The 15,766-nt window shown below is 64.7% G+C and carries 16 protein-coding genes; 9 read left to right on the top strand and 7 right to left on the bottom strand.

Annotation, left to right across the window (positions count from 1 at the left end; all coding sequences use genetic code 11):
- Window positions 1-124: 124 nt before the first annotated feature.
- Window positions 125-811 carry a metalloregulator ArsR/SmtB family transcription factor gene (locus tag FQU96_RS01515; RefSeq protein ID WP_218574571.1) on the top strand — a complete coding sequence of 229 codons (687 nt, stop codon included), beginning with the start codon at window positions 125-127 and terminating at the stop codon, window positions 809-811.
- Window positions 812-817: 6 nt separating this feature from the next.
- On the opposite strand, the gene FQU96_RS01510 is transcribed toward FQU96_RS01515, so the two are convergent.
- The 5 genes from FQU96_RS01510 to FQU96_RS01490 form a co-directional block, all read right to left on the bottom strand.
- Window positions 818-3,928 (bottom strand): MexW/MexI family multidrug efflux RND transporter permease subunit, encoded by a 3,111-nt coding sequence (locus FQU96_RS01510; protein ID WP_146539072.1) that lies wholly within the window; start codon window positions 3,926-3,928, stop codon window positions 818-820.
- Window positions 3,929-3,941: 13 nt separating this feature from the next.
- Window positions 3,942-5,078, bottom strand: coding sequence for an efflux RND transporter periplasmic adaptor subunit (locus tag FQU96_RS01505; protein ID WP_146539071.1), 1,137 nt, complete (start codon window positions 5,076-5,078; stop codon window positions 3,942-3,944).
- 98 nt (window positions 5,079-5,176) lie between these two features.
- Window positions 5,177-6,052, bottom strand: coding sequence for a metal ABC transporter permease (locus tag FQU96_RS01500; protein WP_146539070.1), 876 nt, complete (start codon window positions 6,050-6,052; stop codon window positions 5,177-5,179).
- A gap of 13 nt (window positions 6,053-6,065) precedes the next feature.
- Window positions 6,066-6,812: a metal ABC transporter ATP-binding protein gene (locus FQU96_RS01495; protein WP_146539069.1), complete on the bottom strand. Its 747-nt coding sequence runs from the start codon at window positions 6,810-6,812 to the stop codon at window positions 6,066-6,068.
- Window positions 6,809-6,997 (bottom strand): hypothetical protein, encoded by a 189-nt coding sequence (locus FQU96_RS01490; RefSeq protein WP_146539068.1) that lies wholly within the window; start codon window positions 6,995-6,997, stop codon window positions 6,809-6,811. The genes FQU96_RS01495 and FQU96_RS01490 overlap by 4 nt, the downstream gene beginning before the upstream one ends.
- Before the next feature lie 157 nt (window positions 6,998-7,154).
- On the opposite strand from FQU96_RS01490, the gene FQU96_RS01485 reads away from it, so the two are divergent.
- From FQU96_RS01485 to FQU96_RS01475, 3 genes are all read left to right on the top strand, one after another.
- Window positions 7,155-7,922 (top strand): thioredoxin family protein, encoded by a 768-nt coding sequence (locus FQU96_RS01485; RefSeq protein WP_146539067.1) that lies wholly within the window; start codon window positions 7,155-7,157, stop codon window positions 7,920-7,922.
- Window positions 7,923-7,965: 43 nt separating this feature from the next.
- Complete coding sequence (locus FQU96_RS01480) at window positions 7,966-8,694, top strand: EI24 domain-containing protein (RefSeq protein WP_146539066.1); 729 nt, start codon at window positions 7,966-7,968, stop codon at window positions 8,692-8,694.
- A 177-nt stretch (window positions 8,695-8,871) separates the two neighbouring features.
- Window positions 8,872-9,315 (top strand): cytochrome c, encoded by a 444-nt coding sequence (locus FQU96_RS01475; protein ID WP_178130244.1) that lies wholly within the window; start codon window positions 8,872-8,874, stop codon window positions 9,313-9,315.
- 85 nt (window positions 9,316-9,400) lie between these two features.
- On the opposite strand, the gene FQU96_RS01470 is transcribed toward FQU96_RS01475, so the two are convergent.
- Window positions 9,401-10,096, bottom strand: coding sequence for a cytochrome b/b6 domain-containing protein (locus FQU96_RS01470; protein WP_146539064.1), 696 nt, complete (start codon window positions 10,094-10,096; stop codon window positions 9,401-9,403).
- Window positions 10,097-10,235: 139 nt separating this feature from the next.
- Here FQU96_RS01470 and FQU96_RS01465 point away from each other — a divergent pair, with 139 nt between their 5' ends.
- From FQU96_RS01465 to FQU96_RS01450, 4 genes are all read left to right on the top strand, one after another.
- Window positions 10,236-10,778: a tetratricopeptide repeat protein gene (locus tag FQU96_RS01465; RefSeq protein ID WP_178130243.1), complete on the top strand. Its 543-nt coding sequence runs from the start codon at window positions 10,236-10,238 to the stop codon at window positions 10,776-10,778.
- 94 nt (window positions 10,779-10,872) lie between these two features.
- Entirely contained in the window at window positions 10,873-11,997 is a 1,125-nt protein-coding gene (locus FQU96_RS01460) for a tetratricopeptide repeat protein (RefSeq protein WP_178130242.1), read from the top strand.
- Between the two features lie 108 nt (window positions 11,998-12,105).
- Window positions 12,106-12,741, top strand: a complete 636-nt coding sequence (locus FQU96_RS01455) for a helix-turn-helix domain-containing protein (protein ID WP_146539061.1) — start codon at window positions 12,106-12,108, stop codon at window positions 12,739-12,741.
- A 545-nt stretch (window positions 12,742-13,286) separates the two neighbouring features.
- Window positions 13,287-13,754, top strand: a complete 468-nt coding sequence (locus FQU96_RS01450) for an MmcB family DNA repair protein (RefSeq protein WP_146539060.1) — start codon at window positions 13,287-13,289, stop codon at window positions 13,752-13,754.
- A gap of 5 nt (window positions 13,755-13,759) precedes the next feature.
- Here FQU96_RS01450 and FQU96_RS01445 read toward each other — a convergent pair whose 3' ends face one another.
- Window positions 13,760-14,017, bottom strand: a complete 258-nt coding sequence (locus tag FQU96_RS01445) for a general stress protein (RefSeq protein WP_146539921.1) — start codon at window positions 14,015-14,017, stop codon at window positions 13,760-13,762.
- Between the two features lie 196 nt (window positions 14,018-14,213).
- On the opposite strand from FQU96_RS01445, the gene FQU96_RS01440 reads away from it, so the two are divergent.
- Entirely contained in the window at window positions 14,214-15,761 is a 1,548-nt protein-coding gene (locus FQU96_RS01440) for an acetolactate synthase large subunit (protein WP_146539920.1), read from the top strand.
- Window positions 15,762-15,766 lie beyond the last annotated feature (5 nt).

Below are 15,766 nucleotides of genomic sequence, written 5' to 3'. Positions count from 1 at the left end.
AGGCGCGTCGCCGAGTCCGGACGTCAAAAGTGACGCGCCCTTATTTCAAGTATTGACTTGGAAAAAGGATATTTCTACCCTTTATGAATCATCAGGGGAGGCTGGCGAACTGGTGAATCCAGCCGTGAAATCACGTCCCGTTGCCGATCGCGTGCTGCACGCATTGAAGCGACATGGTCCGCTGACGGCCACCGAATTGGGTGAGCAGCTGGGAACGACCGGCGAAGCGGCCCGTCAGCAATTGCTGAAACTCGCCGCCGAGGATCTCGTTGGCGCGACCGCGGAGCCCAAGGGCGTCGGCCGCCCAGCCCAGACCTGGCACCTGACCGATGCCGGTCACGGCCGCTTTCCGGATGCGCACGCCAATCTGACGGCCGACCTGCTGCGAACCATCCGAACGACCCTGGGCCAGCCGGCACTCGATCTTCTGATCGCGACCCGCGAAACCGAGACCCGCAGGACATACGAGGCTGAACTCAAGGGCGTGGGCCGCGTGGAAGACCGCATCGCGCGTCTTGCCGAGATGCGCGCCCGGGAAGGCTACATGGCCGAATGGCATCGCACCGAGGACGGGCGCGGCTGGCTGTTCGTCGAGAATCACTGCCCGATCTGCGTCGCGGCGTCGGCCTGCCAGGGATTCTGCCGCTCCGAACTCGACGTCTTTCGTGACGTGCTCGGCCCCGATATCACGGTCGAGCGCGAGGAGCATATCCTGATGGGCGCCCGCCGCTGTGCCTATCGAATCGCGCCGGTCAGCGACGGACAACCGACGCATCGCGACCGCAAAGCCACGCGCGGCAGTCGCCGTTAAGGCGCGCTATCCCGAGATGCGGTCGGCGGGCACCGTGCGCGTCCTGCCGATGGCATCGACGGCCGCGATCTCGGCCGCCCGCCCCGAGTGCGCGCGGGCATGATCCTTGGCCAGCACGGTGTAGACCGCGGGCAGCACGAAGAGCGTGAACAGGGTACCCACGGTCAGGCCCAGGACGACGACGATACCGATCGAAAAGCGGCTTTCGGCACCCGCGCCCGAGGCGTACAGCAGCGGCACCAGGCCGGCCACCATGGCAGCCGTCGTCATCAGGATGGGACGCAGGCGGATGCGGGCGGCCTGCTCGATCGCGGCCCGGCGACTGAGCCCTGCCGTCTCCTGCAGCTTGTTGGCGAACTCCACCATCAGGATGCCGTGCTTGGAGATGAGCCCGACCAGCGTCACCAGACCGATCTGGGTATAGATGTTGAGCGTGGCAAACCCCAGATAGAGCGGTATCAGGGCGCCGCAGATCGACAGCGGCACGGTGACGAGGATCACCAGCGGATCGCGCAGCGACTCGAACTGGGCGGCCAGCACCAGGTAGATCACGATCAGCGCGAACGCGAAGGTGATCGTGAGCTTGTCGCCTTCCTGCACGTATTGCCGGGAGTCGGCGAGCCAATCGTGGCGGAAGCCGTCCGGCAGCAACGCGCGCGCCTGGGCATCGAGAAACGCCACCGCATCGCCCATGCTCACACCGGGCGCCGCGATCGCCTGCAAGGTGGCGGCATTCATCTGGTTGAACTGCGTCAGCTTGTTGGGGCCGACCTCGGCAACGATCTGCACGACAGTCGACAGCGGCACCATGGAGCCGTCGCGCGCCGGCACGTAGTAGCGGGTCAGGCTTTCAGGCGACAGCCGGTCGCTGCGCGGCACCTGCGGGATGACTTCATAGGAGCGCCCCAGCAGACCGAACCGATTGACATAGTTCTCGCCGACCAGCGTCTCCAGCGTGGCACCGATGCTCTGCATGGTGACGCCCAGTTCGTTGGCCTTGGCACGATCGATGCGGATGCGCACGATCGGGTTGTTGAAGTCGAGATCGCTGTCGACGACGACGAACAGGCCACTCTTGCGGGCGACTTCCTTGATCCGGTCCATGGCGTCGAACGCCGCCTTGTGATCGCGCGCGCTCGAGATCACCATCTGGATCGGCAGTCCGCCGGTCGACCCCGGCAGCGCCGGCAACGAGAAGGCAAAGACGCTCTGGCCTTCGATCGCGCCGACGGCGGCCTGAAGCTCGGCAACGATCTCCTTCTCCGACCGCGTGCGCTTGCTCCACGGCACGAGGTCGATGCCGCCGATGCCGTTTGCCGGCCCGTCGATGCCGTTGATCATCCATGTCGACTTCCGCTCCGGGATGGTCCGGAAGATCTGCTCCAGGCGCTGAGCGAAAACTTCAGCATACTCGATGTTGGCGTACTGTGGCCCTTTGACCACGGCCATCGGCGAGCCCTGATCTTCCTCCGGCGCCAGCTCGCGCTGGGCGGACAGGAACAGGACAGGGATCGCCGCGAACACGATGAGCGCGAAGACCGCTGTTACCGGTCGGTGATCGAGACTGGCATGCAGGTATCGGCCGTAGGTTGCAGCCAGACGCTGGAAAGACCGTTCGATGATCCGGCCGAGCCGGGTTTCCATCGACTTCCGTGACAGCAGCAGGGAACACATGGCCGGCGACAATGTCAGCGCCACCACGCCGGAAACCACCACCGCACCGGCCAGCGTAAAGGCGAACTCCTTGAACAGCGTGCCCGTGAGCCCGCCCATCAGGCCGATCGGCGCGTAGACGGCCGCCAGCGTGATGGTCATGGCGAAGATCGGGCCGACGATCTCGCGGGCCCCGATCAGGGCGGCCTGCACCGGCGTGCGGCCCTCCTCCATGTGGCGGTACACATTCTCGAGCACGACGATGGCATCATCGACCACCAGCCCGATCGCCAGCACCATCGCCAGCAAGGTCAGGAGGTTGAGGCTGAAACCCATCGCCAGCATGATCGCTGCGGCGCCGACCAGCGACAGCGGGATGGTGACGATCGGAACCAGCACCGACCGGCCCGATCCCAGGAAGAGGAAGATCACGACAACGACGATGACGACCGCCTCCAGCAGCGTCGTGCGCACCTCGTCGATCGAAGCCTCGACAAACGTCGCGACCTCGAACGGAATGGCGACCTCCACCGTCGGCGGCAGGCTGCGCTGGATTTCAGGCAGCAAGGCTTTCACGCCGGCGACGATCGTCAGCGGATTGCCGCGCGGCGTCGAATTGACCGCGACGTAGACAGCACGCTTGCCGTCCATCAAGGCGGACTGGTCGGTCGACTTCGCACCCAGTTCGACCGTGGCGACGTCCTTGAGGCGCACCAGCGCGTTGGGCGTCGCCTTCACGACGAGGTTGCGAAAATCCTCGACGCTGACGAGATCGGTGTCGGTGCGCACGTCGGCAACCGTCCACGTGCCTTTGACCTGCCCCGGCGCTGCCTGGAAGTTGTTGCGTTTCAACGCGTCCGAGAGCTCTGCCGTCGATACGCCATGCGCCGCCAGTCGCGCCGAATCGACCCAGACGCGCATGGCAAGACTCTGCCCACCCTCCAGCTCTGTCGATGCCACGCCCGGCACCGTTGCGATCAACGGCTGCACGACACGCATGAGGTAATCGTTGATCGCGTACGGCGGCACCGTCTCGCTGGCAAAACCGAGATAGAGAACCGCCGTGGCATCACCGGTCGATTTGGTGATCACGGGATCCTGGATCTCGGCCGGCAGGCGGTATTTCACCTCGGCGACCTTGGCCATGACCTCGATCAACGCCCGATCGGAATTGGCGTTGAGCGCCAGGCGCGCCCTGACCTCCGACTGGCCTTGCGTCGAGGACGACGACAGGTACTCCACGCCGCTGGCCGATGCGATCGACTCCGAAATCGGCGCCGTCACGAAACCCTGCATCAGATCCGGCGACGCCCCCGGATACTGGGTCGTCACCGTGATGGTGGCCGATTCGAGTTCCGGATATTGCCGCACCGGCAAGGTGAACGCCGCCTGCAGTCCCACGAGCAGAATCAGCGCGCTCACCACGAAGGCGAGGACTGGCCGCCGCACGAAGAGGTCCGTCATGACTGATCTCCGCTCAGCGGACCTGTCCGGACGACGCCGGACGACGCGCATCCGGATCGGCCAGCGTATCGCGCGCGACCGGCTCGACGACGATGTCGTCATGCAGGCGCACCTGCCCCGAGCTGACGAGTCGGTCGCCCGGCGCCAGACCCGACAGAATCACGACCTTGCCGTCGAAACGTTCGCCGGGTTTGACCAGTACCCGCTTGGCCGTCCAGGTCGGCGCGCCGCCGGTGCTCTCGCTGCGCTGGCGCACCACGAAAGCAGTCGCACCGTAGCTTGCGAAATCGACCGCCGTCTCCGGCACAGTGATCACGGGCGCGCCTGCGGGCAGTTCGAGTTGCACGTTGGCGAACATGCCCGGCGCCAGTGCCAGATCCGGGTTGTCGGCAATCGCCTGCACCGTGATGGCCCGGTTGTTGACACTGATCTGTGGCTCGATCGTCTGCACGCGGCCAACGAAGGTCCGCCCCGGACTGGCATCGACGGTGAAGCGCACCGTCAAGCCCGGCTTGAGGTCGGGCCATGCCTGCTCGGGCAACGTGAACGTCACGTAGAGCGTGGCCAGGTCGGTCAGCGTCGCAACCGGACGACCGGCGTCGATGTATTCGCCGAGATCGACGCGGCGTATGCCCAGGACACCGTCGAACGGCGCCCGCACATGCTTCTGCGCGATCAGTGCCTCGATGCGGACGATGTCGGCGCGCACACTGCGCAGGTTTGCCTCGCGGTCATCGAGCTGAGCCTGCGGCAAGGCATGTGGCGCAAGTTGTCGCGTGCGATGATAGGAGAGTTCGGCCAGGTTGAGCTGCGCCTTCAGCCGCTCGAGTTCGGCCTGCTCGGGGGCGTCGTTGAGCTGAACGACCGAGCTGCCCGCCTTCACGGCCTGACCCGGTTCGAAGAGAATTTGAACGACCCGCCCGTTCACCTCGGCGGCCAGCGTCACCTTGCGCACCGCTTCGAGCGTGCCGACGCCGGTGCGACGCCGCGGCGGCGTTTCGAGCTTCGCCTCGACGACGGCGACACGCACTGCCGTGGACACCGCATTCAGAGCCGACGGATCCGATTTGCGCTGCACTTTCCACGCGTAAATCCCGCCTGCGATGCCCAGGACCGGCACCAGCATCGTCACCATGCGCAGGATCATCATCGAACCGCCCCATGAACCAAGCGGCGTCAATATTCACAATCCGCAAATTTTGCAAGTTGCGACTTTGTTAATTGCTGACTGCGCCCGCAACCGATGCGTCAGGCCCGCAGATGGGCGGGCGGCGCAAAGCGCAGCCGAACACTGTCGTGCGTGCCCAACAACAGCGAGGCGATATAGAACAGGCTGGCGACCAGCACGATCGCCGGCCCCGACGGCACGCTGAAGTGGTACGAGATCAGCAGACCCACGTAACCCGATCCGGCCGCCATCGGCAGCGCCACCAATGCCATGGTCACGACCTGGCGTGCCCAGAACGACGCGGCCACGGCCGGCAGCAGCAGCAGGCCCAGCGCCATCAGCGTGCCCAACGCCTGGAACGCGGCCACCATGTTGAGCACCGCCATCGCCAGGAAGGCGTAGTGGTAAAGCGCGCCGCGCACGCCTACCGCGGCCAGAAAACCCGGGTTGAAGCACTCCACGACCAACGGGCGGTAGATCGCCGCCATGCCCAACAGGGTGAGCGACGCGGTCGCTGCCACCAGCGCCAGAGACAGATCGTCGACGGCAAGGATGCTGCCGAACAGGATATGCATCAGATCGACCGTCGAGCCCTTCAACGACACGATCATGACGCCCACCGCCAGTGCCGTGAGATAGGCAGCGGCAAAACTGGCATCTTCGCGCAGTGACGTGAAGCGGGCCACGACGCCCGACAGCAAGGCCGTCGCGATGCCGGCGATGAAACCGCCGGCACTCATCGCCGGCAACGAAAGGCCCCCCAGCAGAAAGCCGATGGCGGCGCCCGGCAGCAAAGCGTGCGCCAGCGCATCGCCCATCAGGCTCATGCGGCGCAGAATCAGGAAGACGCCGACGGTACAACTGCCGGCCGACAGCGCCAGGCAAGCAACCAGCGCGCGACGCATGAAGCCATGCTCCACGAACGGACCGATCAGAAAATCCGACAGGAACTCCATGATCGATCGGCCGTCAGGCCGCTTTGCCGGGGTGGCAGATGCCGGCGGCGTCATCCCATGACTCGGCCATGGCGCGCGCACGCAGGAGATTGGCCGGCGTCAGCGCCTGTTCGGTCGGGCCGGCGGCGATCAGTTCGCGCGCCATCAACAACGCATGCGGAAAATTGGCCCGCACCTGATCGAGGTCATGCAGTACGCACACCACCGTCCGACGATCTTCGCGCCAGCGCTTCACGAGCGCCAGCAGGTCGGCCGTCGTGCGCGTGTCGATGGCGTTGAACGGCTCGTCGAGCAGGATGATCTCGGCATCCTGCAGCAGCATGCGGGCGAACAGGGCGCGTTGAAACTGGCCCGCGGACAGCGTTGCCAGCGGCCGCCGCTCGAAGCCGCGCAGACCGACGGCGTCGATGGCATGCATCGCACCGTCGATATCGGCCGGACCGGCGGCGCCAAACGCACCGATGCCATGCCAGCGCCCCAGCAGCACCATGTCCAGGATGCTGATCGGAAATGTGCGATCCACATCAGACTGCTGAGGCAGATACGCGATCTTGGCTCGGCTGCGACGGGGAAATTCGATGCGGCCCTGGACGGCGCGGACAAGGCCCACCATCGCCTTCAACAGCGTCGACTTGCCGGCGCCGTTGGGGCCGACAATGGCGGTGCACGTGCCTTCCGGAATGTCGACCGAGACATGATGCACGGCCGGATGGCGGTCGTAGGCCACCGTGACGTCGACCAGACGCAGCGCCGCGCTCATGATGCGGCCTCCACCGACACCGCCACGACAGCGGCCTCGGCTTCGAACGACAACGCCCACCAGACCGCCAACCACAACAGCACCACGCCGGCTGCGGCCCACAGCATCCGGCGCCCGGCACTCATCGCCATCAGGCGAGTGCCGAGGTCGGGCGGCGGCGCCGGCGGATGGACGTGAGCGGTCATGCGTATCGGCTTGGAATTGTTAATCTATAACATAACGAACCGGGGCCGAAATGCGAGTCCCGAATCGCCCGTCGGCAAATCGGCTCTTCACCGGTTTCATGAAAGAAACCTAAAGTATTTCCGTCACCCCTAAGTGATTGGCGCCGAATCAAAGTGATTGGCGCACGACACGGCGGAAAGTCAGAGTGTGCAAATGTTGTCGCTCAGTCGTTTCATGCTGGCTTTGCATGTCGCTGCATTGATGGGCGGGGCTCATGCGGTCGCCCAGACCGCCGCCGCACCCACCGTTGTCGAATTGTTCACGTCCCAAGGTTGCTCGTCCTGCCCGCCGTCCGACCAACAGCTCGGCGAACTGACCAAGCGCACCGACCTGCTTCCGCTGTCATTCCACGTCGATTATTGGGACTACATCGGCTGGAAGGACCCTTTCGCGTCGGCGATCAACACCGAGCGCCAGCGTGGCTATGCGCGAACCCTCAAGCAACGCTACGTCTACACGCCCGAGATGGTCGTTGGCGGCCTGGCCCATGATCCGGGCTACGACCCGGCTAAAATCGGCAAGATGCTGCGGCTGGCGGCCGAGCGACCCGGTCCTCGCGTGCACCCGGCATTAGCCCGTGACGCCGGCAACGGCCTCGCGGTCTCCGTCGCCGAAACCCGGCTGTCGTCGCCATCCGATATCTGGCTGGTGACATTCGACCGACAGCACCGCACGAAGATCGGCCGCGGGGAGAACAAGGGCGCGACACTGACCAACTACAACGTCGTCCGCTCGCTGGAGAAACTGGCGACCTGGAGCGGCGAGGCCACCCGCTGGATTGTCCCGGCCGAGCGGATCCGGGACAGCCAGTCCGTCGCCATCATCATACAGCAGACGTCTTACGGCCCCATCATCGGGGCTGGCCGGTGGGACCGCCCGCACTGACGCGGCAGTTGGTGGGCTGCGCAGACCATCTTATAGTGGCGGCATGTTTGCCGCCGTCGAGAAGTCCTTCGCGCAGCTTGGCGACCCCAAGCTGCGCTGGGTGGTCCTCAAGTCGCTTGGAATTGCGATTCTTTTCTATGTGGTGATCTGGGTCGCGACCTGGTTCCTGGTCGCCGCCATCCCCACGGTAAGCGTTTCCTGGCTGGGCGAGACCGGCAATCGCTGGCTCAACGACCTGCTGCATTTCCTCGCCGGCCTCGCCGCATATGCCTTGCCGTTGTTCCTGTTCCCTGCCTGCTTCGGCATCATTGTCAGCCTCTTCCTCGAGGAGGTCGCCGACGCCGTCGAGGAACGACATTACCCTCAACTCGGCAAGGCACCCGGTGTCCCGCTCTGGGTCGGCATCTGGTCCGGTGTGAAATTCTTCCTGCTGCTGGTCAGCGTCAATCTCGTGCTGCTGCCGGTCTACATCATCCTGCTGTTCTTCCCGATCGCCAGCGTCATCCTGTTTTGCGTGGTCAACGGCTACCTGTGCAGTGTCGAGTATTTCGAGCTCGTCGGCCTGCGACGCCAACCGATGACCGACGTCACCGCATTGCGCCGCACCAACCGGGGCCGGGTGTGGCTTGCCGGCATTCTGATCGCTGCCGCCGGCATCGTGCCGTTCCTGAACCTGCTGGCACCCATCCTGGGAACGGCGCTGATGGTTCATATCAGGCAAACCTTGTCGCCCGTGCCACCCGCTGCGCGATGGGTCGCGCCGGTCCGATAGTTGCGAGTGACTCTCGGGTTACCATTTGGAAACACTGGGGTTTTCGTCCGTCTTCACGGCTTCGTGATGGACGGTAATGCGATCGACAGTGTTTCATCGGTGACGTGCCGGTTCAGGCGAACGGCGGCGTGCGGCACGGTTTGGGGCCCGTCGACAAGCGGAGAGAGGAAGCGGATCATGCAAAAGGGGCTGATCGTCGGCGCCATCGGTCTGGCGCTTGCGGGAGCGCTGATCGGCAGTGTTGCCGTAGCACAAGGCGACCCGATCGCGGCACGCAAGGACAATCGCAAGCAGGCCGGCGCGCAAATGAAAGCGATCAAGGGCATCGTCGATGCCAAGGGACCGGCCAGCGGCGTGGTGCCGGCAGCGGCCAAGCTCAAGGAATTGTCGCTGGCATTCCCGGCCTTGTTCCCTGCCGGTTCGGACAAGGGGGAGACCAAGGCTTTGCCGGTGGTATGGACAGACATGCCGGGCTTCACGGCGGCCAACAAGGCTGAAGCGGCGGCGATCGACGCGCTGGCTGTCGCAGCCGCCAGCGGTGACATGGCCAAGGTCGGCGAGGCCTTCGGCAATGCCGCAAAGACCTGCGGCGCCTGCCACGACAAGTTCCGCGCGAAGTAGCGACCAGCGGACCGGCACGGCCGGTTCGACCATCACATCGCATGCGGCCGGTCAGACCCTTGACCGGCCGTTGTCGTTCCAGACGTCAGCTCGCGAAGCGCAGGATCGCGTAAACGACGGCGGCGGCAACGGCGAGGCAGATCAACGCCGACACGTTGCCGGCGAACCGGATGGCCGGCAGCGGCTGATCCGGCGCGACGACGTCGTCACGCCGTTTGCGGCCGGTGATCATGGCGAGGATCAGGTTCTGCTTCTTGACGATCAGGTACAGCACGGCGGCCAGCACGTGCAGTCCGATCAGAATGTAGATCACGAGGATCCAGCGCACGTGCAGGCTGGTCATGGCCTTGACCCATCGCTCACTCGCCACAGCGACCAAGGGTCCGTCGGTTGCAATGTCGTCCGTGGTGAAGAGCCCACTGCCGGCCTGCACCAGCAACGCCAGGATGATCACGATCACGACCCAGCCGCCGACCGCATTGTGACCGAGTTCGCGGGGCCCGCGCGAACCGAGCAGCTCGCGCACATGTGCCAGACCCGCATAGGGTCCCTTCAAGAAACTTGAAAAACGTGACGTCGTGCTGCCGACGATTCCCCAGAGGATGCGAAAGATCAGCAAAGTCAGGATCGCATAGCCCGACCGGAAGTGCCATGTCAGCCAGCTGCCCGCGAGCAGGCCGGTCGTGACCTGGAACACAACCAGCACGGCCAGTGCCCATTTGAACAGCCGCGTCGGCAGATCCCAGATGCGTACAGTGTCTTTTTCACGTGCGTCGTTCATCGACATCCCCGTCAGCCTGACACGGCACTGTGCTGGCTTATTCCACGACCGGCAACCAACCTCGCCACATCCGTGCCAATGATTGATACGACGTTGGCTTTCCGCCATGGTGCGCGGGTTCAAGGGAATGAGTACGAGAATGCGACTGCACATTCGGCCGATCATTGCCGCGCTGATCGCGGTATTGGCGGTTCCAGCGCTTCATCAGGCCGCATCAGCGCAAGCGCCGCAACCCAAGCCGGCCCCCAAACCAGCAGCGCCCCAGCCGGCCAACGACCTGAAGCCGGCGTTCGATGCGCTGAAGGCGGGCGACTACGCCAAGGCCGAACGCATCCTTCTGCCCATGGCGGACCGCAAGGACATGCGCGCCCAGTTCATGCTGGGCGCCGAGGTCTATGGTTTCGAGAAATCACCCCTCTATAATCCTGCCAAGGCGATCCCCTTGCTGCGAGACGCCGCGGAACGTGGCTTTCCCCGGGCCATGGCGCTGTACGGCAGCGCACTGGCATCGGGCGAAGGCGTCACCCAGGACAAAGTCGAAGCCTATAAATTCCTGGCCCTGGCTTCGCGTCAGCAGGTCCCGGGGACCGAGCGCCTACTGGACGGCTTGGCGAAAGAAATGACGGACGACGAAGTCGAGCGCGCCAAGAAATCGGCCGACACATTTGCGCCGCGCAAGTAACGTGCACGGTCTGATCAGCCGACCGATCACTGCCGGCGCTGTGGCCGCTTGGTTGACGGTGTCGTCATTGGCTTACGGTCAACCAGGCGACACATTGCGAACGGCGATCGCTGCGTTCGAGGCGGGTGATTCCGTCACCGCCGAACGACAGTTGCGGCCGCTGGCCGCCCAGGATCCGGAAGCCGCGGCATGGCTGGCCGCCGTCCTGCTGAAACGCAACGACCGTCAAGCGCTGGCAGAGGCCATCAGGCTGTTGAATGGGGCTGCCGGCGCCGGCAACGGTCGCGCCAAGTACCTGCTGGCATTCCAGCATATCGCCGGCCAGGGCGTCCCCAAGGACGAATCACGCGCCGCACAGCTTTTTCGCGAAGCCGCCGATACCGGCATCGCGCGCGCGGCCTACAATCTCGGCGTTCTTTATGCCAAGGGCCGCGGCGTGTCGGCCGACCAAAGCCAAGCACTGCACTGGTACGAGCGCGCGACCCAGGCCGGCGATCCCTACGGCGCCTACGCGTTTGCCCGCGCGATCGAAATTTCCCCGCAGGCCGCGGCGCGCACCACCGAGATGGTACACGCCTATCGCCTTGCGGCCGAACAGGGCCATTTGCCGGCCGCTATACGATACGGCGTACTGCTGGCCGACGGACGGGCTGGGCGCAAAGACCCTGTCGAGGCGCAGCGCTTTCTGCGCCATGCCGCCGACAACGGCTATCCCGAGGCTGCCTTGGCCCTGGGCGACGTGTCGGTTTCGATAGCGATGAATGCACGCGGCGAGGCGGCGCGCACGGCCGCATCGAGCGCCATCGCCTGGTATACTGCGGCAGCGAATGCCGGCGTCGCACAGGCACAATTCAAGCTCGCCAACGCGCTTTTCTCCGGCGCCGGCATCGACCGGGATCTCCCGAAGGCCGAACAATGGTACGCCCGCGCCGGCCGGCAGGGGCTTGCGGAAGCGCAATATGTGCTGGGCGTCTGGAAGATCGGTGGCGTGGCCAGTGCCAAAGACCCGGTCGACGGGTTCAAGTGGCTGCTGCTGGCTGAACGGCAAGGCAACACCAACGCCGCCAAGATCCGCGCCCGGTCGGCTGAGAAAATATCAGCCGCCGAGATCTCCCAGGCCGAGGCTGCCGCCGCCGCCTTTCGGGCCACGCCCGAGCGACAGCCGGGCCGGCTGGACGATGAGGCGCCACCGCTGAAGCCGATGGCAGCCAAGCCCTGAGCTGCCCACACACGATGAAACCCGTGTCATTTGATCCAATGTTTCCCAACGGAATTTATTTTTGATACGGTTCCATATTATTCACGTGCGCCATCGGAGTATCGGCAAATGGCGGAGGCGCAAATTATGCGCGAGCCATTCTGGGATCTGGGGCAGCGGATCAAAACACTGCGCAAGCAGCAGGATTTGACGCAGCAGGAGTTTGCCGCGAAGCTGGCTGTCACGCAGCCGACCGTCCACCGCTGGGAAAAGGGCGCATTCGAACCCGACCCGCAGACGCTGAAAGTATTGGCGGAGATGGCCGGCGTTTCGGTTTCGGAGTTTCGCTACGGGCCTGGTGGCGGTGTACGGCGCCTGATAACGGTTGCGGGCTATGTTGGCGCCGGTGCCGAAGTGTTCCCGGTCGATGCTCCGGCCAGTGGCGAGATCGACGAAGTCGAGGCACCTCCGGGCGACTCACTGAACACGGTCGCCGTCCGCGTGCGGGGCGACAGCATGTACCCTGTCTACGGCGAGGACGACATTCTGTTCTACAGCCGGGACCTGCAGGTCCATGGCATCGACATGGCCAGTTGCCTGGGTCGGGACTGTATCGTGAAAGTGATGAACGGCCCCACCCTGGTGAAGCGTGTGGAACTGGGCGGCGGACGCGGCCAGTTCACGTTGATGTCGTATAACGCCGCCCCCGTGATCAATGCGCGCCTGGAATGGGCCAGTCCGGTGCGCTGGATCAAACGGCGTTAACAAAAAGACCCGCCGCAGCGGGTCTTCTGAACACCCTGATCCCTGCCGCCGATCAACGGCATCCGGGTTTGCCGTTACCCTTACCGTTACCATTGCCGGGGCCTTTTCCGGGCGGGCACGGCGTTGACTGTGCAAAGGCACGACGATCCAACGTCGTGACCGTCGGCGCCGCATAGGCGACACCAGCCGCCAAACCCAGGCGAGCCAGTGCTCGGCGGCGCGACATGGCCTTGCCGTCAGTTGCCGTCTCAGGTGCCGACGATTCTTGGGAAGAGGCGGAAGACATCGTAAAATCCCCGGGCAGCAAACGCGACGAATTTAGCACAGAAGCGCAATATTAGCTACTGCTGAGCTCGCGCGATTTGGAACAATGTCGCGCCGGAACGGCACGGCCAGCATCAGTAATATCACAGCATGGCTATGGTGTGATCTCTGAAATTCATTTTATTTCTTCGTTTATGTGCAATTTTGCGCTTGTTCTCTAATTGTTCTGGGCAAGTCGCATTATTCCCGATACCATTGGGCTTTTCATTCAGGCCGATGCGATGAGCACATCAGTGAGGCTCCGTCCCGACGTCACCCTCGCCGTAACCCGCGGCGCTTGTCGCCTGTGGCGAGTGCGCGGATGGACGCCCTTGCTTGAGGTGCCGCTGGCCGATGGCCGACGTGCTGACATTCTGGCCCTGGGAGACGATGGCACGGCGGCGATCGTCGAGGTGAAATCCTCCATCGAGGATTATCGGGCTGACAGCAAATGGGTCGACTACCTCGCTTGGTGCGATCGCTTCTATTTTGCCGTCACATCGGATTTTCCCCACGACATCCTGCCGGATACGGCCGGCCTGATTGTTGCCGACGCGTTTGGCGGCGATATCCTGCGCGATGATCCACGCCCAGCGGCTGAGACCCGGCTGCCGGCGGCGCGGCGCAAGGCCCTGACCCTTCGCTGCGCGCGGCTGGGCGCCGAACGCCTGCAGCGCCTCCTGGACCCGCAGGCGACACTGGCGGTCTGACCAACTTACTCCGTCGTCCCCTTGCGCCGGCTTTCACCGCCCTTCCGGCCGGCTGCGGCGGCAAGGCTCCGATCCTGCGCGAAACTGCGCTTGGCGTGCGGCACGTTCTGACCGCCCGTGCGGCCGGCTGCGGCGGCGAGGGCATGGTTCTGAGAAAAACTGCGCTTTTCACCCGGAACGCTGCGACCGCCACGCCGGGCGATATCACGCTGCTTTTCCTGATCCATCGAGGCAAAGCCACGCGGTTGCCGACCCTCAGTCATCGCCACCTCCTTGAGTTGCCATAGGGAAAAGCCCAGGCGGCGCTCGGGTTCCACGGCGAAGGTGTCGCCACGCTCTTTGCACTTTGCCCGCAACGCGGCTATGCGGTGGCGCTACACAGGCCGACTTGGCGCGCGTGGCAGCCGGCCGCTAATCTCCCCGCCACATAGCGAACAGGAACACATCATGACCGAGCTGATGACCGGCGCCGACAGTCTGGTCCGTACCCTGGTGAAGGGCGGCGTGACCGTCTCGTTCGCCAATCCCGGCACATCGGAGATGCACTACGTGGCCGCGCTCGACCGGGTCCAGGGCATGCGCTGCGTCCTCGGCCTGTTCGAAGGCTCCTGCAGCGGTGCCGCCGACGGCTACTACCGCATGACCGGCACGCCGGCCGCAACCTTGCTGCATCTGGGCCCGGGCCTGGCCAACGCCTGCGCCAACCTGCACAACGCCAAGAAGGCGGGCTCTGGCATCGTCAACATCGTCGGCGAACACGCGACTTATCACATCAAGTTCGACACACCGCTGACCGCCGATATCGAGGGCATCGCCAAGCCGTTTTCGCACTGGGTGAAGACATCGCCGACGTCCAAGACCGTCGCCAAGGACGGCGCCCAGGCCATCCAGGCGGCCCGCGTCTCACCGGGCCAGATCGCAACTCTCATCCTGCCCGCGGACACCGCTTGGGGGGCGGCGCAGGACATCGCCGAAACACCAGCCGCACCGGCGCCGGCAAAGCCGTCGGCCGACGCCGTCACGGCTGCGGCCAAGGCGCTGACCACCGGCGAGCCGGGGATGCTGCTGCTGGGTGGCCGCGCCCTGCGGGAACGCACCCTGGAACTGGCCGGCAAGATCGCGGCCAAGACAGGCTGCAGGATCCAGGGTGCCGGCTCCAACGCACGGTTGGAGCGCGGTGCCGGTCGCGTGCAGATCAGCCGCGTGCCGTTCGTTGTCGAACAGGCGACCGCCGTGCTGCAGGGCACCCGTCAGATGGTGTTGTGCGGCGCTCGCGAGCCTGCCGCGTTTTTTGCCTATCCGGGCAAGCCCAGCATGCTCACACCCGAAGGCTGCACGGTCACCAAGCTGGCCGGCGTCGAAGACGATTGTGAGGCCGCGATCGAGGCGCTGGCCGCGGAGCTTGGCGCACTCAACGTGCCGGCTGCCGGCATCGCCGCGCCCAAGCGGCCCGATAAGCCCACGGGCAAGTTCACGCTCGATGGCCTGGGCATGGCGCTGGGCGCCACGCTGCCCGAGAACGCGATCGTGGTCGACGAGTCGATCACGACGGGACGCGGCTTTTTCCCGTTCAGCGCCGGTGCGCCGCCGCATGACTGGCTCAACAACATGGGCGGTTCGATCGGCTTCGGGACGCCGGTCGCCATTGGTGCCGCAGTCGCATGCCCTGACCGCAAGGTCATTTGCATGGTCGGTGACGGCAGCGCCATGTACACGATCCAATCCTTGTGGACGATGGCACGCGAGAACCTGGACGTTTGTGTCCTGATTTTCTCCAACCGCTCCTATCAGATCCTCTACAGCCAGCTGGCCGATGTCGGCGCTCCCAATCCGGGACCGCGTGCCATCGACATGCTGACCCTGGACCGCCCGACGCTCGACTTCGTCAAGCTTGCCAAGGGCATGGGTGTCGAAGGCGCACAGACCCATGACCTTGAGGGCCTCACCAAGCAGCTGCAGTGGGCGATGAGCCAGAAGGGGCCTTATCTGATCGAGGTTGTGATGTAGGATCG

The sequence above is a fragment of the Reyranella sp. CPCC 100927 genome (assembly GCF_007859315.1).
Lineage (GTDB): Bacteria > Pseudomonadota > Alphaproteobacteria > Reyranellales > Reyranellaceae > Vineibacter.
The sequence above is the reverse complement of the archived record's forward strand: the minus strand, read 5'-3'. Positions and strand labels throughout refer to the sequence as shown.

What these genes read in the sequence shown, in the direction of transcription:
- FQU96_RS01510 (WP_146539072.1), bottom strand. Translation starts at nt 3,928, where the DNA reads ATGACGGACCTCTTCGTGCGGCGGCCAGTCCTCGCCTTCGTGGTGAGC.
- FQU96_RS01505 (WP_146539071.1), bottom strand. Translation starts at nt 5,078, where the DNA reads ATGATGATCCTGCGCATGGTGACGATGCTGGTGCCGGTCCTGGGCATC.
- FQU96_RS01500 (WP_146539070.1), bottom strand. Translation starts at nt 6,052, where the DNA reads ATGGAGTTCCTGTCGGATTTTCTGATCGGTCCGTTCGTGGAGCATGGC.
- FQU96_RS01495 (WP_146539069.1), bottom strand. Translation starts at nt 6,812, where the DNA reads ATGAGCGCGGCGCTGCGTCTGGTCGACGTCACGGTGGCCTACGACCGC.
- FQU96_RS01490 (WP_146539068.1), bottom strand. Translation starts at nt 6,997, where the DNA reads ATGACCGCTCACGTCCATCCGCCGGCGCCGCCGCCCGACCTCGGCACT.
- FQU96_RS01480 (WP_146539066.1), top strand. Translation starts at nt 7,966, where the DNA reads ATGTTTGCCGCCGTCGAGAAGTCCTTCGCGCAGCTTGGCGACCCCAAG.
- FQU96_RS01475 (WP_178130244.1), top strand. Translation starts at nt 8,872, where the DNA reads ATGCAAAAGGGGCTGATCGTCGGCGCCATCGGTCTGGCGCTTGCGGGA.
- FQU96_RS01470 (WP_146539064.1), bottom strand. Translation starts at nt 10,096, where the DNA reads ATGAACGACGCACGTGAAAAAGACACTGTACGCATCTGGGATCTGCCG.
- FQU96_RS01465 (WP_178130243.1), top strand. Translation starts at nt 10,236, where the DNA reads ATGCGACTGCACATTCGGCCGATCATTGCCGCGCTGATCGCGGTATTG.
- FQU96_RS01455 (WP_146539061.1), top strand. Translation starts at nt 12,106, where the DNA reads ATGGCGGAGGCGCAAATTATGCGCGAGCCATTCTGGGATCTGGGGCAG.
- FQU96_RS01450 (WP_146539060.1), top strand. Translation starts at nt 13,287, where the DNA reads ATGAGCACATCAGTGAGGCTCCGTCCCGACGTCACCCTCGCCGTAACC.
- FQU96_RS01445 (WP_146539921.1), bottom strand. Translation starts at nt 14,017, where the DNA reads ATGACTGAGGGTCGGCAACCGCGTGGCTTTGCCTCGATGGATCAGGAA.
- FQU96_RS01440 (WP_146539920.1), top strand. Translation starts at nt 14,214, where the DNA reads ATGACCGGCGCCGACAGTCTGGTCCGTACCCTGGTGAAGGGCGGCGTG.